The sequence below is a fragment of the Dyella sp. genome (assembly GCF_035503745.1).
Taxonomy (GTDB): Bacteria; Pseudomonadota; Gammaproteobacteria; order Xanthomonadales; family Rhodanobacteraceae; genus Dyella_B.
Genome location: NZ_DATJTC010000014.1, coordinates 36,454 through 60,472, shown reverse-complemented (window position 1 = coordinate 60,472; position 24,019 = coordinate 36,454). Strand labels below are relative to the sequence as shown.

15 protein-coding genes and 2 pseudogenes are annotated in these 24,019 nt (G+C 64.8%); 7 read left to right on the top strand and 10 right to left on the bottom strand.

Annotated elements, in window-relative coordinates:
- From ahpF to VME63_RS18435, 9 genes and pseudogenes are all read right to left on the bottom strand, one after another.
- The coding region (gene ahpF / locus VME63_RS05665) for an alkyl hydroperoxide reductase subunit F (protein ID WP_325431140.1) at positions 1-1,395 on the bottom strand (1,395 nt) is incomplete at its 3' end.
- A 151-nt stretch (positions 1,396-1,546) separates the two neighbouring features.
- Positions 1,547-2,110, bottom strand: coding sequence for an alkyl hydroperoxide reductase subunit C (ahpC, locus tag VME63_RS05660; RefSeq protein WP_325431138.1), 564 nt, complete (start codon positions 2,108-2,110; stop codon positions 1,547-1,549).
- Between the two features lie 356 nt (positions 2,111-2,466).
- Positions 2,467-3,540 carry a nitronate monooxygenase gene (locus VME63_RS05655; protein WP_325431136.1) on the bottom strand — a complete coding sequence of 358 codons (1,074 nt, stop codon included), beginning with the start codon at positions 3,538-3,540 and terminating at the stop codon, positions 2,467-2,469.
- A 112-nt stretch (positions 3,541-3,652) separates the two neighbouring features.
- A complete protein-coding gene (locus VME63_RS05650; protein ID WP_325431144.1) occupies positions 3,653-4,729 on the bottom strand; it encodes a hypothetical protein in 1,077 nt (358 codons plus the stop codon).
- 186 nt (positions 4,730-4,915) lie between these two features.
- Positions 4,916-5,902: a hypothetical protein gene (locus tag VME63_RS05645; RefSeq protein ID WP_325431134.1), complete on the bottom strand. Its 987-nt coding sequence runs from the start codon at positions 5,900-5,902 to the stop codon at positions 4,916-4,918.
- A 176-nt stretch (positions 5,903-6,078) separates the two neighbouring features.
- Positions 6,079-7,215: a CHASE2 domain-containing protein gene (locus VME63_RS05640; RefSeq protein WP_325431132.1), complete on the bottom strand. Its 1,137-nt coding sequence runs from the start codon at positions 7,213-7,215 to the stop codon at positions 6,079-6,081.
- Positions 7,216-7,275: 60 nt separating this feature from the next.
- Positions 7,276-8,940 (bottom strand): FecR domain-containing protein, encoded by a 1,665-nt coding sequence (locus VME63_RS05635; protein ID WP_325431130.1) that lies wholly within the window; start codon positions 8,938-8,940, stop codon positions 7,276-7,278.
- 179 nt (positions 8,941-9,119) lie between these two features.
- Positions 9,120-10,550 (bottom strand): annotated as a pseudogene (locus VME63_RS18440) (ATP-binding protein); the annotation flags it as partial.
- 210 nt (positions 10,551-10,760) lie between these two features.
- Positions 10,761-11,795, bottom strand: a pseudogene (locus VME63_RS18435) (histidine kinase dimerization/phospho-acceptor domain-containing protein); the annotation flags it as partial.
- A gap of 370 nt (positions 11,796-12,165) precedes the next feature.
- Between VME63_RS18435 and VME63_RS05625 the strand changes: the two are divergent.
- The 4 genes from VME63_RS05625 (at position 12,166) to VME63_RS05610 (ending at position 16,145) form a co-directional block, all read left to right on the top strand.
- Entirely contained in the window at positions 12,166-12,846 is a 681-nt protein-coding gene (locus tag VME63_RS05625) for a response regulator transcription factor (RefSeq protein WP_325431125.1), read from the top strand.
- Between the two features lie 684 nt (positions 12,847-13,530).
- Positions 13,531-14,859, top strand: a complete 1,329-nt coding sequence (locus VME63_RS05620) for a sensor domain-containing diguanylate cyclase (protein ID WP_325431123.1) — start codon at positions 13,531-13,533, stop codon at positions 14,857-14,859.
- Between the two features lie 66 nt (positions 14,860-14,925).
- A complete protein-coding gene (locus VME63_RS05615) occupies positions 14,926-15,213 on the top strand; it encodes a hypothetical protein (protein ID WP_325431121.1) in 288 nt (95 codons plus the stop codon).
- Between the two features lie 137 nt (positions 15,214-15,350).
- Positions 15,351-16,145: a FadR/GntR family transcriptional regulator gene (locus VME63_RS05610; protein WP_325431120.1), complete on the top strand. Its 795-nt coding sequence runs from the start codon at positions 15,351-15,353 to the stop codon at positions 16,143-16,145.
- 28 nt (positions 16,146-16,173) lie between these two features.
- Here the strand turns inward: VME63_RS05610 and VME63_RS05605 are convergent, their stop codons facing one another.
- The gene (locus VME63_RS05605) at positions 16,174-17,343 is read right to left on the bottom strand and encodes an aldose epimerase family protein (RefSeq protein ID WP_325431119.1); all 1,170 of its coding nucleotides are present in this window, start codon (positions 17,341-17,343) and stop codon (positions 16,174-16,176) included.
- A gap of 545 nt (positions 17,344-17,888) precedes the next feature.
- Between VME63_RS05605 and VME63_RS05600 the strand changes: the two genes are divergently transcribed.
- The 3 genes from VME63_RS05600 (at position 17,889) to VME63_RS05590 (ending at position 24,019) form a co-directional block, all read left to right on the top strand.
- A complete protein-coding gene (locus tag VME63_RS05600; RefSeq protein WP_325431117.1) occupies positions 17,889-20,759 on the top strand; it encodes a TonB-dependent receptor in 2,871 nt (956 codons plus the stop codon).
- Positions 20,760-20,864: 105 nt separating this feature from the next.
- Complete coding sequence (locus VME63_RS05595) at positions 20,865-22,709, top strand: glycoside hydrolase family 35 protein (RefSeq protein ID WP_325431115.1); 1,845 nt, start codon at positions 20,865-20,867, stop codon at positions 22,707-22,709.
- A 104-nt stretch (positions 22,710-22,813) separates the two neighbouring features.
- Complete coding sequence (locus VME63_RS05590; protein WP_325431113.1) at positions 22,814-24,019, top strand: glycoside hydrolase family 27 protein; 1,206 nt, start codon at positions 22,814-22,816, stop codon at positions 24,017-24,019.

Here is a 24,019-nt window from a genome sequence, read left to right as displayed (position 1 = left end):
CGGGCTGAGTGCCAGCGTGCCCTTCAGCCATTCGGTGTTCGGCAGCAGGCCGATCTGCACGAAGATGCCTTCCAGCGAGAGGCTGTGCATGCCGCCGTCGTTGCGGTCCTTGTAGACCAAGCCGCTGACCTTCTGGCCGTCGCCCAGCACCTCGGTGCTCTGCGCGCTGACGATCACGTCCACGTTCGGCAGGCTGCGCAGCTTGCGTTGCAGCACCTCGTCGGCGCGCAGTTTGCCGTCGAACTCGATCAGGGTGACATGGGCCACGATGCCGGCCAGGTCGATGGCCGCCTCCACACCGGAGTTGCCGCCGCCGATCACCGCCACGCGCTTGCCCTTGAACAGCGGGCCGTCGCAGTGCGGACAGTAGGTGACGCCTTTGTTGCGGTATTCCTGCTCGCCCGGCACGTTCATGTTGCGCCAGCGCGCGCCGGTGGAAAGGACCACGGTCTTGGCCTTCAGCGAGGCGCCGCCGGCCAGTTTCACTTCGATCAGGCCGCCCGGCCGCGCGGCAGGAATCAACTGTTCGGCGCGCTGCAGATTCATCACGTCCACGCCGTATTCGTGCACATGCTGTTCCAGCGCGGTGGCGAGCTTGGGACCTTCGGTGTACGACACGGAGATGAAGTTTTCGATCGCCATGGTATCGAGCACCTGGCCGCCAAAACGTTCGGCCGCCACACCGGTGCGGATGCCCTTGCGCGCGGCGTAGATCGCGGCTGCGGCGCCAGCCGGGCCACCGCCCACCACCAGTACGTCGAAGGCGGCCTTGCCCTTGATCTTCTCCGCGGCGCGCTGGCTGGCGCCGCTGTCCAGGCGCGCGGCGATCTGCTCGATCGTCATGCGTCCCTGGTCGAACGGTTCGCCGTTGAGGAACACGGTGGGCACCGACATGACCTGGCGCTGGTCAACTTCGTGCTGGAACAGCGCACCATCGATGGCGATGTGCTTGATGTTGGGATTGAGCACGCTCATCAGGTTGAGCGCCTGCACGGTGTCCGGGCAGCTGTGGCAGGACAGCGACATGAACGTCTCGAACACGTATTCGCCTTCGAGGTGGCGCACTTGTTCGATCACTTCTTGCGACGCTTTCGACGGATGACCGCCTACCTGCAGCAACGCCAGCACCAGCGAGGTAAATTCGTGCCCCATCGGAATGCCGGCGAAGCGCACGCCGACGTCGGTGCCGATGCGGTTGATAGCGAACGACGGCTTGCGCGCGTCGGTGCCGTTGGTGCGCAGGGACACGCGCTCGGACAGCGATTGGATGTCTTTCAGCAGCGCAAGCAGTTCCTGCGAGGACGCACCGTCGTCGAGCGTGGCCACCAGTTCGATCGGGTGCGTGACCTTTTCGAGATAGGCCTTCAACTGCGTTTTAAGTTCTGTATCCAGCATAAGCGACAACTCCATCGACGGGTGCGGGGCGCGCGCCGCCGGCACCGGCGTTGAACGGGTGCGGCGACGGCGGGGAAAAGAGGGCCCGGCGAGAGCGGCGGGCCCGGTGCGGTTCAACCTTTTCGGCGGAACCGCGGGACGAGCGGGTCGATCAGATCTTGCCGACCAGGTCCAGCGACGGCTTGAGGGTGGCGGCGCCTTCGGTCCACTTGGCCGGGCACACTTCGCCCGGATGGGCGGCCACGTACTGCGCGGCCTTGACCTTGCGCAGCAGCTCGGACGCATCGCGGCCGATACCGTTGTCATGGATTTCGCACAGCTTGATCTGGCCTTCCGGGTTGATCACGAAGGTGCCGCGCAGGGCCAGGCCTTCTTCTTCGATCATCACGTCGAAGTTGCGGGTGATGGCGCCGGTCGGATCGCCCACCAGCGGGTAGCGCACCTTGCCGATCGCTTCGGACGTGTCGTGCCAGGCCTTGTGCGAGAAGTGCGTATCGGTGGACACGCCGTAGATTTCCACGCCCAGCTTCTGGAACTGCGCGTAATGGTCGGCGAGATCCTCCAGCTCCGTCGGGCAGACGAAAGTGAAGTCGGCCGGGTAGAACACCACGACGGACCACTTGCCCTTGAGCGTGGCTTCGGTCACTTCGATGAACTTGCCGTCCTTGTAGGCAGTGGCCTTGAAGGGTTTGATTTCCGTATTGATCAGCGACATCTGTTTCTTCCGCTTTGGTTGGGGTTGAACGTTAAAGATAGGGAAACGCCATCGATATAGCTAATTGATTGTCGAGATAGGGTTGATTGGTGGCATCTATTGATAAGGTGCATCAGACGTAAGCGCTTGATTCGCCCGCAGATACGCGCCGCGAAGCGCCTTGCGCGTGGATAGGCAACGGCCGGGCGGGTCGGCAGCGACATCTGTGCGCCGCCCATTCAATAGCCCGGGCCATCGCGAGAGGGGGTTTCTACGCCGCGTGGCGCAGCCGGGCGATGAAAACGCCGCGAAAAACCCCCGGGCGCGAAGCCCGGCTGCCGGCTTTCCATCGGGTCGGCGGGATGCCGATGGCCTGCTCAGCGCGCAGCCTGTTCCCATTCTTCGCGCAGTACCTGCATCAGCGCGCGCGTGGACATGGCACGTACCAGCGGCGCGCCCTGCCCGGCCCATTGCGCGCCGTAGTTGAATTCACCCGCCGCCTTGGCTGCGCCATGCAGGGCTTTGCCGGCATCGTAGGCGATCGGATAGTCGGGAATGGCGGCCACCGGAATCGACGCGCCCAGCTCAGTGAACGCATTGGCGAGGCTGCGCGCGGGGCGCCCGGAAATGGCGCGCGTCATCACCGTGTGGTGGGCGGCATCGCTGAACAGGCGCTCGCGATAACCCTTGTCGGCCAGCGACTCATCGGTGGCGACGAAGGCCGTGCCCAGCTGCGCGGCGCTCGCACCCAACTTGAGCACGGCAGCGATGCCGCTGCCATCCATGATGCCGCCCGCGGCAATCACCGGCAGCGTGATACCGCGTGCAAGCACGCGCGTGAGTGCGAACGTGCCCAGGCGCGTGTCCGGCGCGTCCGGATCGAACATGCCGCGATGGCCGCCGGCTTCATAACCCTGCGCCACCACCGCGTCGACGCCCGCGCGCTGAAAGGCTTGCGCCTCCTCAAGGTTGGTGGCGCTGCCCAGCAAGACGATACCGGCGCCGCGCAACGCCTCGATCTGCGCCGGATGCGGCAGGCCGAAGTGGAAACTCACCACGTTCGGCTTCTCCTGCACCAGCATGGCGAGCATGTCCTCATCCTCGAGGAAGGAGGTATAGATCTCGCCGAGCGCTGCCGGCGGCTCGGCGTCGTAGCGCTCAAAGTGCGGGCGCAGGCGTTCGATCCATGCCGCTTGCTTGACGGCATCGGCTTGCGCGGGGCGATGGGTGAATACGTTGATGTTGAGCGGCCCCGCGCTCAAGGCACGGAACTGCCCGATCGCTTCGCGCGCCTTGGCCGCGTTCATGGCGCCGACGCCGAGCGAACCGAGCCCGCCGCTTTCGCTCACCGCGGCGGCCATGGCCGGCGAGGACACGCCCGCCATCGGTGCCTGGATGATCGGCACGCGGATGCCGAGCAGATCGAGCAGCGGGGAAGTTGGCGTGGCCATGGACGAGGTCTCCTGCGATGAACCTGACGGCACTCTACGCGCGCCTGAGGTCCCGGCGTAGACGCCGCGCGCGGCAGTCAGTCTTGCGGCGTGCGCAAGAATGCCGCGCCATTCAGCGGCTTGGCGTGGTGGGCCACGGCGCGAAGCGCCAGCAGCTCTGGTAGAAATCCTCCAGCGTGCTGCGCACGGGATTGAGCACGAACGCAAAGCCATAGCGATAGGCACGGTTGCTTTCGCTGACCCAGGCGCCAAGCGTGTAGCCATACAGCAGCTTGCCCAGCTGCGTGGAGGGATATTGGCGGCTGATCAGCACTGCCTGGTCGGCCACGCTGGCGCCGTCGCGTTCCTGCGAGGCCGATTCCTGCTGATTGACTTCCATGTAGGAGCGAAATCCGCGCGCTACGATCTCCCGCGCGCGCACGGCGCCGACCACGTCGTAGGCCGTGACATTCACCACACCGGGATTGCACTGCATCGCGATGCGATGCTCGCCGTTGCGAAAGACCTGGCTGATCACCAGCGAAGGCGCGCCGGGCGAGGGCGTGAAGCTTGCGGTGAGCGGCTGGTTGCCATTGTTGGCCAGACCCGTCTGGAGCATTTGGTCGGCCGACAGCCACAGCGTTTCCTCGCGCGACGCCGACGTTGGCGCCGGCAACGCTTCGGGCTTGATGCCCATCTCCTTCAGGTACGCCGCGATGTCGTCGGGCGCCTGCGCGGCGGCGCCGGGTTTCGCATCGACGGGCTTGAAGCCCATGCGATCGAAGCCCGACGGCGACCAGCGATAGAAACCGCCCAGGTACGCATACACACATGCATCGGTGCAGATCGCCGTCTTGGCTTTTACCGGCGCATGCAGCGGCTGGCGCGGCGTACCCAGATGCGTGGCCATCGCGCCCGCGCGGAACAGCCGGCCCAATGCCATGCCGGCGCGAAGATCGCCGCCCGACGCATTGAGATAGATGTCCGAACCGTTGGGAATCTTCCACGATTTCATCAGCGCCGCGATGCGTTGCGGCGCGTCGGCGTCGATGACGCCATACAGATACACCTGCGGTACTTTGGTGATCTTCAGGGTTAGTCTGTCGTCGTTGATCTGCACCGCCAGCTGTCCACCGCCCGGCCTGGACGCGGCGTGAACCTGGGCGTTTGCGCGCGCGCCAGCGTTGGCGGCAAGACCCGCGCAAAGCATCACGCACACGCTGCCAAGCAGGTACCGGCGCCGGCCCCTGCGGGCCGCAAACCCCTCACTGACGCTACCGATATGCACTGCCAACCCTCGACGCGGAACAGCTCAGTGTCTCTCGCTTGGGATGTCCTAAAGGTGAACGGCGCGGCTCTTGCGCTGCCGCGCCAGTCCATGCTTAACGGGCTCGCCTCAGCTGGAGATCGCCAGCACGCATGCATCGGCACCGTAGCTGCGGCAGCAGACGGCGAAGATGGACAGGTTGCGCGAAGGCACCACGCGGCCGATCAGGCCCTGGATATAGCCATCGAAAAAGCGGCAACCGGAATGGCCGCCTTCGGTGCATAGCTGGCTGTCGCCAATATGCAGCTGCCCGCCGTTGTAGTGGACCTGGGCGAGCGCGCTCATGGCGGGTATGCCGATGCGCCGCATGGCTTCGTCCAGATCCAGCTGCGTTTCTTGCGCGTAATCGCGTTCGAATACCCATGCGCCGATGCGCTGGCCCGCCAGCTGCAAGGTCGATTCGCGCGCGCCTTCGGCCACCGAGCGCTCCAAGGCGCTCAACAGTGGAAAAACGTGCGGATAGCCGTTGGTCAATTTGGCCAGCAGCTTCTCCACTTCCTCGGCATCGGCCGCCAGCTCGACCGGCTCGACATACGGTTCGATGACCACCGGCGCGGGCGCGGGTGCCGGTGCACGGGTGGGCATGATGAGGAATTCCGGTTCCGGCTCCGGCACGGCGGGCGCCTGCGCGCTCTGCACCGATGGCAAGGGTGCCGGCGATTCGTCGGCCGTTTTGGCTTGGTTGCTTTGCGCGGGCTTGCCCACTGCCGCCGGCGCGGCGGCGGCAGGTGCCGGTTCGGTCTCCACCACCGGTGCCGGCGGCGCGACGTAGTTGTGCGCCAGCTTGCGTGCAGCGGCGAAGTGCGGCTTGGGCGGACCGTCCTCGAAGGGCGCGGCGTTGAAGCTGATGATGCGCTCGTGTGCGTCCAGCGCTGCTTCCAGCGCGCGCTGCTTGCGCTCCGGGCCGCGCACGACCAGGGTCAGCAGCACGCCGTTCGGATCCTGCACCAGCCGTTGGCGCTGCAAAGTAAAGCCGCTGGCGACGACGGTTCGTCCCACGTCGACCAAAAGACCCTCTCGCGATTGTGAGAGTGCCTGTATTTCCAGCTCGATCATTAAGCCCCCTGTTGTCGATGCTGGCGAATGGTATGGTGGCCGATACGATGACCATGTCCATCGGAAAGTAATGTGACGCCAATCAAACCATCGACAGCGCCGGCATTCTACGCAATAGGAGGCATGAATTGTGCTACGTGCGAATGACGCGCCGTGCCGTATGGGCTTGAGCCAAGCTACGCCGACGGTTGCGCATGGCGCGTCAACACGCTCCAGGCCGCGAACTCCACCGCCACCACGATCAGGCATGCGACCGGCGGCCACCATAGATAAAATACGCGCAGCAAGCCCAGGCACATCAGCAGCACCAGTGCCACGGTGACGGCCAGCAGTTGCCAGTTGCGCCGCAGCGCGCGCGTTCCGTACAGCAAGAGCGGCGGGATCAGCATCGCGGCGGCCAGCGCGAACTGGCCGAGGAAGTTGATCGGCGTAACCAGCATGCCGCGCTCCAGCGACTCCAGCACGTTGGCCTGGTATTCCACGCCGGGCATCGGCGATTGCGGCGTCTGGAAAATATCGCCCAGGCCCTGGGCGGTCGCGCCGATCAGCACCCAGCGTCCCTTGAGCAGGCTGGCGGGCACGTTATCGTTGAGCACATCGGTGTAGGACAAGCGGCCGAACGTGCCTGCCGGGCCCGCATAGCGCAGCATCACGTAGTTGTCGCGCATCCACAGGTACGGCGAGGCATCGTCGTGCGAGGGATCGCGCATGCCCGGCAGCGGCGCGGTCGAATCGGGCTTGCCCAACTGCTGCAGCGCCAACGCCAGCGAAGGCCAGTAGGCACTGCCCAGGCCGGCTTTCAGATACGCGCCGCGCACGCGCTCGTCGGCGTCCTTGGCCACATCCACCTGGCCGAGCGCGGCGACGTGTTCGGCGATGGGCGAAACCGGCAGGGCTTCTTCCAGCGGGCCGCCCAGCGTGCGCGCTTCGGCAAACACCGGCATCACGACTTTGCCGCTGCGTTGCATCGCCTGCGCCAGCAGCTGGTCGTTGCCGGGGTTGTCCGATTCGGGCGTTGAAAGGGTGATATCCATGCCGATGCCGCGCACGCCATCGGCAGTGAGGCGATCGATCAACTGCGCATACACCGAACGCGGCCACGGGAAACGCCCGATCGCATCGAGGCTCTTGGCGTCGATCGCCACGATGACCACGTCATTGCTCGGCGTGTAGCCCCAGAACTGCGCGTGCGCATCGTAGAGCGCATCGTCCAGCGGCGTAGCCACGCCGCTGACCATCAGCAGCACCAGCAAACCCACGCCCGCCATCCAGATCATGCCGCGCGCCAGCCAGGTGAAAGCGTCGCCGCGCATCAGCGTACCGGTGCCGCTGGGCGTGGCGTGAAACGAGGGCGGACGCGCGTCATGCCTCTCTTATAGCAGGAGCCAGATCACCACGGCGCCGCCGCCGGCCACCGCCGCGATACGGCATGCCATGCATGCGATGCGGATTTTTTGCGCCGCGCCCCACGGTCCGGCGTAGCCGTCGGTGTCGATGGTCTGCACGCGCACATACCACACCCCTGCGCCGGGCTTGCGCATCTGCAGCACCGGCTGGGTCAAGGTCTGGTCGATCGCCGGATGCGCGAAATCGGCCTGGCGGTCCAGCTGTATGTGATAACGCTGCCCCGGCGCACCGGCCTGCCAGCCGATGCTCACCTGATGACGCGAGGAGGCAGGTTTGCCGACTTCGGGCGCGGGGGGCTGCGGCACCAGATCGAACGGCATCGGATCGGTGAAGGGTCCGACCTTGCCGTTGCGATCGCGGCTGGCGATGCGCCAGTAATAGCGGCCGTAGGGCAGCGCGTGCGGGGCGCGCACGCTGTCGCCGCTGATGGCCGGTTCGCTGCCGAGCACTTGCGTGAATGACGCATCGCTGGCGAGCTGCCAGACGTAGGACACCGCTTCGGTGCTTTGCGTCCATTGGAAACGCGGGCGCGTGTCGCGCGCCTTGCCGCCGGGCAGCGGCTGCATCACCAGCGGTGGCTGCGGATGGCCGCTGATGTGCAACGTGCACAGGCTGTCCAGTCCTTCGAGCTTGCCGGCGGCGATGCCGCGCACGCGCAGGGCGTAATCGCCATCGGGCACGTCGGGCAGCTGGAGTTGCGTGTTGCCGGTCACGCGATCGATCAGCAGCGCTTCGAAGCGATCGCTATGCGCCATTTGCACGCGATAGCCGGTGGCTCCGGCGAGCGCGATCCAGGTAAACGTGTAGGGAAGCTGGCCCACCGGTTGTACCGGACATTGCAGCGCGGGGCCGGCCAGCAGCGGCTGTGCGCCGGCCGGCCGCGCGCCGTCCGCCACGGCCACGCCGAGATTTTTGGTCACCAGCACGTGCGCGCGATCGCCGGCAACGTCCACGCGGCCCGTCAGCACTTCGGTTTGCGACTGGCCCTCATCGGCCGCGACGCGGAAATGCGTGCCACGCACGCTGGAAATGGTACCGGGCGTTTCCACGCTGAAGTGCGCGGCGACGCCAGTCATCGGCGTGACGGAACTGGACACGCGCCCGTGCTGCAGCCGCAGGCGCGTATCGACCATGCCGGTACGGCCGTAGGCGCTCATCTGGTCCAGGTCCAGTGCGCTGTTTTCCTGCATCAACGTGCGCGAGCCGTCGGCGAACTGCAGCGTGAGGCTGGCGTTGGCATCGGTGCTCAAATGCGCGCCATAGCCCAGCGACATGCCTGCCGTCACCGCCTGCGCTTGCGATTGGCCGCGCTCTTGCACGTGCGCGCTGCCGATCACGGCGATCACCTGCGCGTTGGCCGGCTGCACGCGCAGCCACTCGATCGGTACGCGCAGCATCATGCCCGGCGGCAGGTGATAGGGATCGCCGACGTGGTTGTAGTCCTGCAGTTTCTGCCAGGGCACGTCGGGGCGAAGATAACGTCCGGAAAGATCCCAGATGTTGTCGTGCGGGCGCACGCGATAGATCCAGTCCGTCGCCGCGGCGACGGGTATGCACGCTGGCAAGACGCAAGCTGAAAATGCGAACGCGAGGGCAAGCTGCTTAAGCAGCTTGTAGCGGGTGCGATGCATCGTCGGTACCCCCTGTAAACCTGTGCGGTCTGGCAACCGCACCAACGAAACGCCCCCTCACGTCACGGATCGGCCGATGGCAGGCGCCTTGGGTCCGGGGGTCGCCTGACAACGTCGAAATGGTTCAAGCGAATTTTGATGCAGGAAGGCCTGTAATACCAGCGTGGAACAGCCCCCGTTCATGAATGCGCCGTTGCCTGTGCCAGTTCCGACAGCAACGCTCGCAGGTTCTTGAGGTAATCGGGCAGTTGCCGCAGGGCATCGGGGGCATCGACACCGCCCAGGCCTTCCATCAGGGCACGCCCCTCGCTGAGCACGCGGCCGGAGGTGAACAGCTGCAGCGCGCCCAGCATGCGGTGCAGGGTGCGCATGGCCAACGGGGCATCGCCGCCGGCCATGGCGTTCTCAAGCGTGGCCAGGTCGGCCTCGCTGGTGCGGATCAGTACGTGCAGCATGTCGGTGCGCAGGTCCTGCATGCCCGGTTCGGCAAAAACGTCCTGGTAGAACTTGGGTTCGGCGGACACCGGGCGCGGCATCCACTGGGCGATCTTTTCTTCAAGCTGACGCAGTTGCACCGGCTTGCTCAGGTGATCGTCCATGCCGGCGGCGCGGCAGCGTTCGATCTCGCCGTCGAGCGCATTGGCGGTCATGGCGATGATCGGCAGGCGCCGGTTCGCGTGGGTGTCCGCTTCGTGCTTGCGCCAGGCGGCCGCCAGCTCGTAGCCGTTTAGCGACGGCATCTGGCAGTCGGTCATCAGCAGTGCGTAGTTGCGCCGGGCCAGCGCATCCAGGGCGGCGCGGCCATCGCCCACCACGTCGCAGGCGCAACCGAGCAGATCGAGCTGGCGCCGGATCAGCGACTGACTGATCGGATGATCTTCCGCCACCAGGATGCGCCCGCGCGATGCTGGCACGGCGGCGGTGGCAGCGGGAGGAGCGGCGACAACGTTGTCGCGCGAAGGGGGCGCCAAGGGTTTCAAGGCGAGCGTGCACACGCGTGCCACCGCCTGCCACTTCAGCGGATTGGCATTGAGCCAGATCTGCTCGTCATGGCGCAGGCCGCTGGTGCCCGCGGGCGCGGTGTCCACCAGCACCGGCTGCGCCGCGACCCGCGCGGCGCTGTCGCCATCGTCCGCATCGATAAACAGCAGGTTGGCCGCGATGCCGCTGCGCATGGGTTGCGCCGGCGGGATCTGTTCGACCGTGAGGCCGAGCGCGGCCAGGTGCGCGGCCAGCGCGTTGGCGGCGGCGATGGACGCCAGCCGCACGATCGCGTGGCGTCCGGCGAGCGCATCCGGACGATCGATCTGGCGCGCGTGCACCGGTAGGCGCAGCTCGAACGCGACCTTGGTGCCCTCGCCCAGACGGCTGCTCAAGGCGATGCTGCCGTCCATCAACTGCACCAGGTGCCGGCAGATGGCCAGGCCGAGCCCGGTGCCGCCGTAGCGGCGCGTGGTCCACGATTCGGCCTGCGAGAACGGCGTGAACAGGTTGGCCTGCTTGTCGGCGGCAATGCCGATGCCGGTATCGGTGACGCTGATGCGCAGGCGTTGCGCATGGCCGTCGTCGCCGACCACGCGCAGATGCACGCTGACGCTGCCGCGCTCGGTGAATTTGCCCGCGTTGTTGAGCAGGTTCAGCAGAATCTGCCGGATGCGCACGCTATCGCCCAGCAGCTGGCCGGCGAGCGTGGCATCGACGTCTACATCGATCTGCAAGCCTTTCTTGTGCATCGCGCCGGTCATCATGCCGACCACGTTGTCCGTCAGCACTCGCGGATCGAACGGCGCATCGTCCAGGCGCAGGTTGCCTGCCTCCAGCTTGGAGAAATCCAGCACGTCGTTGAGCATCTGCATCAGTACGCCGGCCGAATCCTCCACCGCATGCACCAGTTCGCGCTGTTCGGCATCCAGCGGCGTGCGGCCGAGCAGTTCCAGCATGCCGATGACGCCGTTCATCGGCGTGCGGATCTCGTGGCTCATGGTGGCCAGGAAATCCGCCTTCGCCTTGGATGCGCGCTCGGCCGCGTCGCGCGCGGCCATCAGCGCTTCGTTGTGCGCGTTGATGCTGGTGGTATCGATGAAATAGCCGATCCACTCCACGCTGCGGTCCGGCGAGCGCCGCGTGGCCATCACCAGATGGATCCAGCGCATACCTTCGGCGCCGTAGGCGCGAAAATCCAGCGTGGAGGTGCGCATGTGGCGCGTCGCCCGCTGCAGCAGGCGGCGCAGCGCGGGCGCGTCTTCCGGATGGATGCGGTCGTGGAACGGCCAGTCGCGCAGCAGGTCGTCCTTTTCCAAGAGGTCGCCCGGCTGCAGGCCGAACAAGGCGTGCACATTGCCGGCGATGAAGGCCAGCCGTTGCAACCGGTCGTGGCCGCGGCGCACGGCGAACACCACCACCGGAATGCGCTGGGTAATGTTGCGCAGGCTTTGCTCGGTGGCGCGGGCGGCCAGTTCCATCTGCCGGTATTCGGTGATGTCCAGCACTACGCTGACCGTGCCGCCGGGCGATCCATCCGGCGCGAGCGTGGGCGATTCCAGAAACAAACCGGCGCGCTGGCGTCCCTCGCCGCTGAAGTAATCCACTTCGCAACGCTGCACTTTGCCCTCGCGCAACGCCTCGACACCGAGCCGGTGGATGCGCTCGGTGGCGGGCGTGCCGTCGGCGACCGGCAGCCAGCGATGCGCGTCCAGGTCCAGGCTGGTCTGGCCGATGGCCTGCACCGGATCGATACCCAGCCGGCGGCTGCAGGCGTGGTTGAAGGCGCGATAGATGCCCGCTGCATCCTTGAGCATGATGGGAAACGGAATCGCATCCCACTGCGCCTGCGTGGCGGCGAGCTGCCGCTGCATGGCGTCCTGGGCACGCGCAAGCTTCTGCCGTTGCACAAACACCACGCGCAGCACCGCCAGCGCCAGCAGCGCGGTCAGGCTCAACAGGCTCGCCAGCACCACCACGGCCATGACGATGGGGCTGGCATCGAACCAGCTCGGTTCCGCGTCGTTGATCAGGGTGGCAAGGGTCACGGTGAAAGTTCGGTCGAAGGGCTGCGGCATGCTTGCCGGCCGCGCGGCCATGCGCGCGGCCTTGGGCTTCATCATGCCCGTTTGCCGTGCAAGATCAATCGACCGGCGGCGCCTGCACGAACGCGGCACTTGGGTAGAATCCTCCCAGGGGCCGCATCTTGCGCTCCCTGTGATGGAGTGCTGAGCAGCCTTGGCTATGTCCCCGAATGGCGCGATAACCCGGATCGTCATCGCCGACGACCATCCCGTCGTGACCCTTGGCATCCGTGCCCTGGTCAAGCCGCTGGGCGACGTGGAGGTGGTGGGCGAGGCCAGCAGCGGCGGCGAACTGCTGCACGTGCTCGCCGGCGCGCCTTGCGAGCTGCTGATTACCGATTTCTCGATGCCCTACGAAGACGGCTCCGGCGACGGCCTGCCGCTGTTGCGGCGCCTGCGCCGCGACCATCCGCGGCTGCCGATCATCGTACTGACCATGCTGCACAACCCGGCCCTGACCCGCGGCATGCTGGCGGTGGGCGTCAACGGCCTGGTCAGCAAGGTGGCGATGATGAAAGAACTGCTGCTGGCGATCGGCGCGGTCATGAACGGGCGCACCTATATCTGCGAAGCAATGCGCGAGCACGTCGCCGACTGGACCCTGCCGCGCGCCGCCGGCGAGGCCGCGCAGCCGGTTGCCGGGGACCCGGCCGTGCTGTCCCAGCGCGAGGCCGAAGTGGTACGGCTGTTCGCGCAGGGCATGTCGGTGACACAGATCGCCGAGCATCTGCATCGCAGCGTCAAGACGGTCAGCCAGCAGAAGAACGACGCGATGCGCAAGCTCGGCGTCACCAGCAACACCCAGCTGTTCGAATACGCGCGCGCTTACGGGCTGATCTAACGCGCGATTCCTCGCGGCCCGGCCGCGTCCGCGCGCACCTGGCGCATCGCGCGCGCCGCATGCAATTTAGGAATTTTCCGATACAGGCCGTGCGCCCCGCACAGCATTCTGAGCTCGTGAGGCGATGTTCCGCCCGGGCGCACCGATCTACCGCCCCCGCGCATGGACATTCCGGCTTTCCCGCGTGCCCACGGAAGGGGGCGTGTCGACGAGCCTACGTTGGCGACAGGCATCTAACTGCCCCCTGTGGTTATGTCTGTCGGGATTCTGATTGCAGCGATGGAAGGGGGAGCGGGGTAGTGCCGGGACGCAGTATGTCATCGAACAGGGACCGTAACCGCGCGATGCCGCCGCATCGCCGCGGCGCAAGCAACAAGGAAGACATGCCTGTTCTGGCCCATGGCCGGCGCAGCGGCGTGTCTGCCTGGCGTGGATCTGCCCTGGGTTGTGGGCATCGGATCGAAGCGTCGGCTGTAACGTGAGATCCATCGCGGGGTACCTCGCCAGTCGTCCGGCACACCATGGTCCGGATGCCGCAAGCGGCCGCATGGCGGCCGGCCTCGTCTGTTGGGATCGCACCGACGGTTCATCCATCGAACCCCTCGCGCATCCGGCCAGCACCGCCGGCCGCGCGACAGGCGCGGCTTAGGTTCGCCGCGCCCGATTCCCGACGAGGTATGGCAGATGTTTTTCGACTTGAATGAAGAAGCGCTCGATCCATTGCATGCCGTCATCCAGGCGCACCCGCAGCTGCAGTGGGAGATCGACCGGCGTTTTCGCTTTACCAAGATCGCCCGCAGCGTGCTCAAGCTGCTTGGCCGCGAACACGAGGCGGTCATCGGCGAGCCGATCCATGCTTTCATGAGCGAAGAGGAAGCCTCACGCGTGACGCGTTTCTTCCAGGCCCGCCAGGGTGGCGCGTTTTCCTGCCTCATTTCCCGTCACCTGCGGCCCGACGGCAGCACGGTGGCGATCGAATCGCACATGATGCCGCTGGAGGACGCGCAGGGCACGCTGCACGGCTATCGCGGCATCTCGCAGGGCATCGCCGGCGCGGATCTGTCGCGCAGCGAAAGCATGTATCGGATGATGGCCGTCTATAACACCGCGCCGACCGCGCTGTGCCTGATCGGCCGCGACGGCCGCTACCTCGCCGCGAACGCCGCCTATGCGGCGATCTTCAACCTGGCCCCGGATGCGCTGATCGGCCGCAGGGTCGGCGACATGATGGCGGGCGGCAACGAGCGGGCGCGCCGGAACTTCACGCTGCTCGATGCCGGCACGGATGTGCCCGCCTATGAAGTGGAGCGTGACGGCCGCCATTTCCAGGTGCTGGTCAACCCCGTGCACAACCTCATGGGCCAGGTGGCCGGCATCACCGTGGCGCTGATGGACATCACCGACCGCAAGCAGGCGGAGAAGAAGTTGGAGGATCTCAACCACAAACTGGCCCACTACGCCCGCAACGACCACCTCACCAGCCTGCCCAACCGCCGCCACGTGGACGAAGTGCTGGCCGACGAAGTGCACCGCGCGCTGCGTGCCGGCCATCCGCTTTCGGTGCTGATGCTGGACGTGGATTTCTTCAAGAAATACAACGACCACTACGGCCACCTTCGCGGCGATGCATGCCTGCGCACGGTGGCGGCGGAGCTGAAGAAATCCCTGCACCGCCATGGCGACCTGATCGGCCGCTACGGCGGCGAAGAATTCGTCGCGGTCTTGCCCGGCACCGATGCACTGGGCGCCCTGAAGGTGGCCGGCGCCATCCTGCACGCCATCCGTTTGATGAATCTTCCGCACGCCAGGAGCCATTATGGCCAGGTCACGCTGAGCATCGGCGCGGCCACACTCGCGACCGCGACGCAGGCGCATGCGCCCCGGGTCCTGTGCGACCGGCTTTTGAACACCGCCGATCGCGCGCTGTATACCGCCAAGCAGTCCGGCAGAAATGCCGCCCACGGATTGTCGCTCGAGGAGACGGCCGATGCGCAGCACCATCGCGTGGATTGACCGTACCTGCCCGTGGCTCCCCATGCTTGTGCATTCCGGCCTCCGCCCGCGCGCACGGTGCCGCGCATGATGCAGCGCCAGGTCACCCATGCCAGCGGCAGCTTCGCCGCCTGCGCCGACTGCAAGAAGGAACCCCGCCACTTCACCGCCCACGGCAGCGCCAAGCACGAAGACCCCCTGTTCGCCGCATGGGCCGAACGGCATCAACTGGAGTGCGTGTGCGCGCGGCGCACCGGCTGGTGCAACACGCTGGCCGATGCGGTGCGCGTATGGAACGAACTGGGCGACACCCTGCCCGCCGCCGCACAGGCCGGCGGCAACGTGTTACCGATCCGGCTGCACCGTCCGACCTGATCGGGCCAAGCACCGCGTGGCCGCGGCAAGATCGGCCGCGGGCAAACGTGGCATCATCTCCCGCACGGCGAGGGTGCAAAACCCCGCGCTGCAATGGGTTCATGGATCACATCGCGAGCTGGGCTGGAGATCGACGCATGGCATCATCCTTTCGAAGCGGCAAGGACGGCGGCACGGCGCAGTCGGCCCGTCCCTCGCTCGCGCGACGGGTTCGCACCGGCGTAGGTCCCATGGCGGCGCGCAATCTGCACGGCCACGTGGTGCAGCAACTGGGCATGCGCATCGTCAGCGGCGAACTGAAGCCGGGCACGGTGCTGCCGCCGGAGGCGAACATGGCCGAAGAGATGGACGTCAGCCGAACCTCGCTGCGCGAAGCGATGAAAGTGCTGTCGGCCAAGGGCCTGGTCGAGGCGCGCCCGAAGGTGGGCACACGCGTGCGCGACGCGCGCTTCTGGAACCAGCTCGATGCCGACGTGCTGGCCTGGCGTTGCAGCTCGATGCCCACCTCCGACTTCGTCGACAAGCTGACCGAGATGCGCGAAATCATCGAGCCGGCGGCAGCCGCCAGCGCGGCACGCCATCGCACTGCCGCGCAACTGCATCGCATGCAGAGCGCATACGATGGGATGGAAGCGGCACCCGACCCGGAAGCCTGGACCGGCGCGGATCTGGATTTCCACGAAGCGATCCTTGCCGCCACCGGCAACGAGCTATTGATCTCGCTGTTCTCGGTGATCGAAACGGCGCTCAGCAGTTATTTCACGATGTCGGCGCATACGGCCGCCAATTTCAAATATTCGCTGCCGCAACACCGCGCGGTGCTGCTCGCCATCAAGGACAAGCAGCCCGAAGTCGCGCACAAGGCGATGCTCAAGGTCATTGCCGACACGCGCGCCAACCTCGGCAGCAAGCGCCGCGGCAGGCCCGGCTGATCGATGTCCCACTTTCACCGTGCTCAGGTCACTTGGGCGATGCCGGCGCACGGCCGCCGTCGACGCCGAAGCGATAGACGATGATGTTGCGATAGGTCTGCCCGGGCAGCAGCCGCGCCGAGCCGAAGTCGGGGTGATTGGGCGTGTCCGGAAACAGCTGCGGCTCCAGCACGAAAGCATCGCCCTGCCGGTAGATATGATTCGCCTTGCCGACCGTGGTGCCGTCGAGGAAGTTGCCTGAGTAGAACTGCAACCCCGGCTGCGCGGACCACAACGTGAGCACGCGTCCGGATTGGGGATCTTCCACCCGCGCCACCACCCGCGCCTCGGCCACGGGCTTGCGGCTGATCACCCAGTTCATGTCGTAGCCGTGGCCGAACAGCAACTGTTGCGAGCGGCCATCGCGGATGTCTTTGCCGATCGGCTTGGCGACACGGAAGTCGTACGGCGTGCCCGCCACGGGAACGATGTCGCCGTTGGGAATCAAGTTCGCATCCACCGGCGTGATCGCAGCGCCCGGAATCGTCAACCGCTCGTCCATCACCGTGCCCGAGCCTTCGCCGCCCAGATTCCAATAGGTGTGATTGGAGAGATTGACGATGGTCGGCGCGTCGGTGGTGGCGCTGTAGGTGATGGTGAGCTGGTTGTCTTCACTCAGCTTGTAGGTTGCGGTCAGATTAACCTTGCCCGGATAGCCCTGGTCGCCATCGGCACTGGTGTATTGCAGCGTGACGCTCGCCGCCGAACCGATCGTCTTTACGGCAGTCACTTTCCACACCTGCATGTCCAGCCCTTTCGTGCCGCCATGCAGCGAGTCCGGGCCGTCGTTGAGGGTAAGCTGATAGTGCTTGCCGTCCAGCGTGAAGCGGCCGCGTGCGATGCGATTGGCGTAACGGCCCACCGTCGCCCCGAAATACTGGCGGCGATCGAGATATCCCTGCAGGTTGTCATAGCCGAGCACGATATCGTCCAACTTGCCGTTGCGATCGGGCACCCGCAACGCTTGCAGCGAAGCACCGTAGCTGATCACGCGAGCCTCCACGCCATGGCTGTTGGTCAAGGTCACGATCTCCACGTTCCGGCCATCGGCCGTGCGGCCGAACGGTGCGCGCGTCGCTTGCGCGCCGGCCTGCGCGGCCGCTACCGGTAGCGCGGCCATGGAAAGACACACGGAGCCAAGCAAAACGGCGTACTTCATTGAATACATCCCCTGACAAGACGCGAGCGTTAGGCCCAGGACTGTACACGCTGGAAAAGCAAAGTCGGTGACAGCCGGATCGATCGATGCCGGCTCCGCGGCGCGGTGAGCCTGTTCGCAAGCCGATGGCTTGGGATTGAAATCATCGCGCGCACGCCCGGCACGAAGACGCGCCGTTCCGGCCGCTGCGCTTTTGATCGTTCATGGCCTGCGCCTTGCCGGGCCGACGGCCGCGGCGACGAGCGAGTCTTGCGCGGGATGCTGCGGTGCAGCTTGTTGTCTCATACGAGAATACTATTATCCTAAAATACTACTAATACGCAGGCTAAGGCGGAAAACCGTCCAAAGCGCCAACCAACCGGCCGGCGCTCTGGCTTGCCTGATAGCGCGGCTCGCGCGTGGCTACCGACGAGGGAGCGGTGCCTCGGGCCGCGAGAGTAGTGAAGTGGGTGGGGCTCAATCTGGGCGAATCGACGTGACGCCAAATGGCGTCATGGACGTCCTTACATACATATCTACAAGCATTACGCATCCAGGGACAATCCATGCAACGAACCAAAATGACGTTGTCTGTGTGTCAGGCGCTGGCGATGGCAGGGGGCGCTTGTCTGCTTGGCTACAGCACATACGGATACGCGCAAACAAACACGGCCGCGCCGGCCGCCGGCACGCCTGCAACGACGGCATCCAGCCAGTCGGCCCCTGCTTCAGGTGCCAAGAAAACCGACGGCAAGAACAAAAAGGTCACCGACCTGACTGCGGTGACCGTTACCGGCCAGCTTGCCGCGATCCGTCGCGCCCAGGCGATCAAGCAGGATGCCACCAACGTCGTCGATTCCATTTCGGCGGAAGAGGCGGGCAAATTTCCTGATCCCAATGTCGCCGACGCATTGCAGCGCGTACCGGGCGTATCGGTGGATCGAAGCGGCGGTGAATCCAGCCAGATCGCCATTCGCGGCTTTGGCCCGGATTTCGTGGCGGTGACGATCAACGGCCGCCAGATGGCTACCGCTTCGGGTACGCGCGCATTCGACTTCGACGTGCTGCCTTCGGACATCATCAGTGTCGCCCAGGTCAACAAAACGGCGTCCGCCGACATTCCGCAGGTCGATATCGGCGGCGTGGTGGATATCCAGACCGCGCGCCCGCTGGATTTCAACGGCTTTCACGCCAGTGGCAGCGCCGCAGGCGTCAACGCCAACCTGACCGGCAGCTGGGCCGGCAAGACCACGCCCAAAGTATCGGGCCTGACCGGCTGGACCAATGCGGACCACACCTTCGGCTGGCTGGCCTCCGTGCAGTACTACAAGCGCGACGATACGCAGATCAATACGCAGGCCAACTCCTGGTATGCCAACCAGAATATTTCCCAGCTTTCGGGCCTGAGCAATCCCAATTACACGCACGTGGCGATCCCTGAAACGCTGGCCAACAACGTGGTCGATGAGGAGCGCACCCGCAAGAGTTTCAGCGGCGCGATCGACTGGCGCCCGATCGACCAGCTCACCGTCAAGTTCGATACCTTGTATGCGGGCTACCGGGTCGATCCGCTGGAGCATGAATTCGGCGAATACGGCAACGCCAGCGACATCCAGTCGCTGACGACCGATGCCAACAACACCGTGTTGAACTACGTGCGCAAGAATACGGGCGTGATGTCGAACGACTACGTCGTCGATTACAACCCGAGCAACGAAATCATGATCCAGAACGGGTTGAACGTCGCGTTCAACTTTGACCCGTCCACCGTCCTCACCCTGGACGTGTCCAACTCCAAAGCCTGGAACAAGGAAAGTCCGGACGGATACTTCACCGTGATCGGCGCGCGCAACATCGGCGTCAATCCGACCTGGACCAACAACGGCGACAACGAACCGCCGAGCTACACCAACATCATTTCCACCACCAACCTCAATGACCTGTACGCGCATTGCTGCAGCTGGGGCGGACAATCCAACAACGTTACCGACGGTATCACCGAGTACCAGCTGAACCTGGCCAAGTCGTTCGACACCGGCGTGCTGTCCACGCTCGAATTCGGCATCCAGGAAAACCGGCAATACAACAAATCGGTGCAATGGGTGACGCCCGAGGGCATCCTTTGCAATGCCTATTGCGGCTATGCGGTGTCGGTTCCGGCCAGCGTGGTCGGCGCTTACGTCTACACGCCGCCCGCGCCGATCAGCGGCGTATCGCAACCGGGCCTGCCCGCGCAGTGGATCCAGTACAACCCCATTGCGTACTTCAACTGGCTCACCACCCCGGCCGCCTACAACCAGCTGACGCCCGACAAGCGCGCGGCGCTGCTCGCCGCCCTCGCCCAATACGGAAGCTTCCGGCCGCAACCCAACCCGGGCAGCTTCAACGAGGTGCAGGAAACCGACAAGGCCGCTTTCGCCAAGGCGCTGTTCGAAGGCACGATGTGGGACAAGGCCTGGACCCTGGATATCGGCGTGCGATACATGGACACCAGCTCGGAGTCCCAGGCGATTTTCCAGCAGCCGATCAGCTACTACGTGGACCCCAACGACAGCAGCGCCAGCCAGGTGGCTTACGGCCCGCTGCAGCCGCAAACCGCTTATGGCGGTTATCACAAGTGGCTGCCGTCGATGAACTTCAAGCTCAACCTGCTCGACAACCTGATTTACCGCTTTGCCCTTTCCAAGACGCTGACGCCGCCGGAACTGAACAACCTGTATTACAACCAGAGCTTCGGCACGCGCCCCGAATCGCTGACGATTTCCCAAGGCAATCCCGATCTTCAGCCGTATACGTCGATCAACTACGACACCGGCATGGAGTGGTATATCGACGACGCCAGTTATTTGTCGCTTGAGACCTTTTACAAGAAGGTCAGCAACTTCAGCACGATCGTCAGCACGCCGGTGCAGTTCCTCGGCCAGACCTGGTCGCTGAGCGAGCCGATCAACTTGAATACGGCCAACATCTACGGCGAAGAACTGACCTTCAATTACCAGTTCATCCATGTGCTGCCCGCGCCTTTCGACGGCTTGGGCATGGCCTTCAACTACACGCATGTCAAAAGCAGTGCGGACCTCAGTCCCGGCACGATTGCCGCTTCGGGCAAATTCGCCGTTCCCGGCATCGGCGATTCGGCCAACCTCAGCGGCTACTACGAAAAAGGTCGCTGGCAGGTACGCCTGGCTTACAACTGGCGCGGCAAATACCTGGAGAGCATTGCCTACGGATCGGGCGCGCAGCCTGCCACTCGCACCGCTTATGGCGAATTGGATCTGAGCGCCAGCTACAAGCTCAACAAACACGTTTCGCTGTTTGTGTCCGGCACCAATCTGACCCAGTCGCATTTGTACGATTACTCTGTGTATCCCAACCGGTTCCTGTATGCCGAGGCGGATGGCACGGTGTATACCGTGGGTGTTCGCGGCACCTTCTGAAACGCGGTGGGATGACAACCGGTCCCGGGAGCGATGGCGGGACCGTGCCGGCTCGATGTGGCCGCTGACGCCGGCCACATCGGCAGTTCAAGTCGAGGAGTTTCGATGAAGGTTTTGAAAGTTACGTCGATGGGCATGGCGCTGGCGCTGTTGCTGTCCGGCCCTGCGTTGGCCGCACCGTCGCATGCCACGCAAAGTCTTGTCATCGAGCACGGTCAGTTTGTGCTCGACGGCAAGCCGTTCCGCATCATTGCCGGGGACATGCATTATCTGCGCATTCCGCGCGCGTACTGGCGGGCGCGCTTGAAAATGGCCAAGGCGATGGGGTTGAACACCATCACCACCTACGTGTTCTGGAACGCGCACGAAGCGACGCCCGGCCACTACGATTTCAGCGGGCGCAATGACGTGGCCGAATTCATCCGCGAGGCGCAACAGGAAGGCCTGTACGTGATTCTCCGCCCCGGCCCTTACGTGTGCTCGGAATGGGAATGGGGCGGCCTGCCGGCCTGGTTGCTGAAGGACGGCGACATGCAGGTACGCAGCACCGATCCGGCATTCATGCAGCCGGCCCTGCGCTGGCTGCATCGCCTGGGCCAGGAGCTGGCGCCGCTGCAACTGAGCCGCGGCGGCAACATCATCGCCGTGCAGGTGGAAAACGAGTACGGCAGCTTTGGCCACGACGACGCCTACATGGCGCAGATCCGGCAGGGCCTGATCGACAGCGGCTTCAACACATCGCTGTTCTTCACCTCCGATAGCGCCGAGCAGCCCGGCTCGCTGCCGGACTTGCTCAAGGTCATCAACTTCGGTGTCGGCCACGCGCAGGAAAAATTCGCCCAGCTACATCGCTGGCAACCCGGCGGCCCCTACATGGCCGGCGAATATTGGGTGGGCTGGTTCGATCACTGGGGCGGACCGCATCATGTGTCCGACCCCAGGCAGGTCGCCGGCGAACTGGATTGGATGCTCAAACAGGGCTATTCCGTCAATCTCTACATGTTCCATGGCGGCACCTCGTTCGGCTGGATGAATGGCGCCAATTGGGACGACGACAGCTATCAACCCGATGTCACCAGCTACGACTACGACAGTCCGCTGGACGAGAGCGGACGGCCTACGCCCAAGTACTTTGCGCTGCGCAAAGTGATCATCCAGGACACCGGAGCGATGCCGCCGCCGGTACCGGCCACGCCACCCACGCAGGCGATCGGCGGCATCAAGCTGGACGAGTCGGTATCGCTATGGAATGTGCTGCCCACGCCGACGGCGTCGCATGAACTGAAGACGATGGAAGCGCTCGGGCAGTCGTACGGCGACATCCTCTACCGCAAGCGCATGACGTCCGCCTTCGCAGGTTCATTGCGCATCGAAGGCCTGCACGATTACGCCGAGGTCTACGTCAACGGCAAGCGCATCGGCACGCTCGACCGCCGCCTGAAGCAGGACCGGCTGCCGGTGAAACTGGCCAAAGGCGATACGCTGGACCTGCTGGTGCAGAACGATGGGCGCATCAATTTCGGCGAAAAGCTGCGCACCGAGCGCAAAGGCATTGTCGGCGGCGTCAGCCTGCAGGGCCAGCCGCTGCTGGATTGGCAAATCTATTCGCTGCCGTTCAACGACAGCGATACGTTGCCCTACACCCACGGCGCATGCATGCATGCACCGTGTTTCTATCGCGGTAGTTTCGATGCACCGGTCTCGGGCAATGCCTCGGCCGATACGTTTCTCGATACCAAGGGCCTGGGCAAGGGCTTTATCTGGCTCAACGGACATCCGCTGGGCCGTAGCTGGAACATCGGCCCGCAGCGCACGCTGTATGTTCCCGGCGCATGGCTCAAGCCCCATGGCAATCAGCTGATCGTGCTGGATTTGCTGGTGGAAGGCGAGCCGGTGCTCCGTACGCTCAAGCAACCGCTGCTGGGCACGACCGTCGTGAGGGTACCTTGACGCATGCCTCGCTCGAATCGCGCAACGCTTTGTACATGGCCAACGAGGGGCCTGGGCCGTTCCGATGGCGCCTGGCTCCGTTTCACCTCAGTGGAGAGAAATCGATGAACCGTTCGCTTGGAGGTCTGCTGCGCATCGCGGCACCGTTCGCTTTCATAGTTGCCGTGCTCGGCAGCCCCGAAGCCGCCCTGGCGGGCCAGGCACCGCCGGCATTGCCGCAGATGGGCTTCAACAACTGGAACTCCACCCACTGCCGCGACGAATTCAACGAGGCGATGATTCGCGGCGTAGCCGACAAGTTCATTACCCTTGGGCTGCGCGATGCGGGCTATCGCTACGTCAATATCGACGACTGCTGGGCCAACTGGCAGCGCGACAAGAACGGCCGGCTGCAACCCAATCCCAAGCGCTTTCCCAGCGGCATCAAGGCACTGGCCGATTACATCCATCAGAAAGGGTTGAAGTTCGGCCTGTATTCCAGCGCCGGCACGTCCACCTGCGAGCCGCTGGAGGAAAATCGCGGCTTCCCCGGCGGCCTCGGCCACGAGAAACAGGATGCCGCGACGTTTGCGTCATGGCACGTGGATTACCTGAAATACGATAACTGCAACAACCAGAAAGTTGACGCGCGACAACGCTATGCCGCCATGGCCGAGGCCCTGCGCGGCACCGGCCGGCCGATCTTCTTCAGCGTCTGCGAATGGGGCGAGAACAAGCCCTGGCTGTGGGCCGGCAAGCCGCCGGTCAGCGCCGGTTCCTGGCGCACCACCGGCGACATCAGCGACAACTACGCATCCATGCTGAAGAACTTCAAGCAGAACGTGGTGCTCGACCGCTATGCCACGCCCGGCCACTGGAACGACCCCGACATGCTGGAAGTGGGCAACGGCGGCATGACCGATGTCGAATACCGCAGTCACTTCAGCCTTTGGGCGATCATGGCCGCGCCGCTGCTGATCGGCACGGACCTGCGCACGATCAAACCGGATGCGCTCAAGATCCTGCTCAACAAGGAAGTGATCGCGGTCGATCAGGATCCGCTCGGCGTGCAGGGCAAGCAGGTGAGCGATGCGGACGGCATCCATGTGATCGTCAAGCCGCTCAAGGATGGCAGCGAGGCGGTGGCGGTGTTCAATGAAACCGATAGCGCGCGCGATGTCAGCGTCGGTGCCGGCGAGATTGGCTTGAAGAAGGGCGCCAGCTATCGTTCGCGCGACCTTTGGGCACACACGGACACGACCGGCGACGGCTCCATCAAGGTCAACCTGCCGGCGCACGCCACCGTCATCTACCGCATCAGCCGGCTTTGA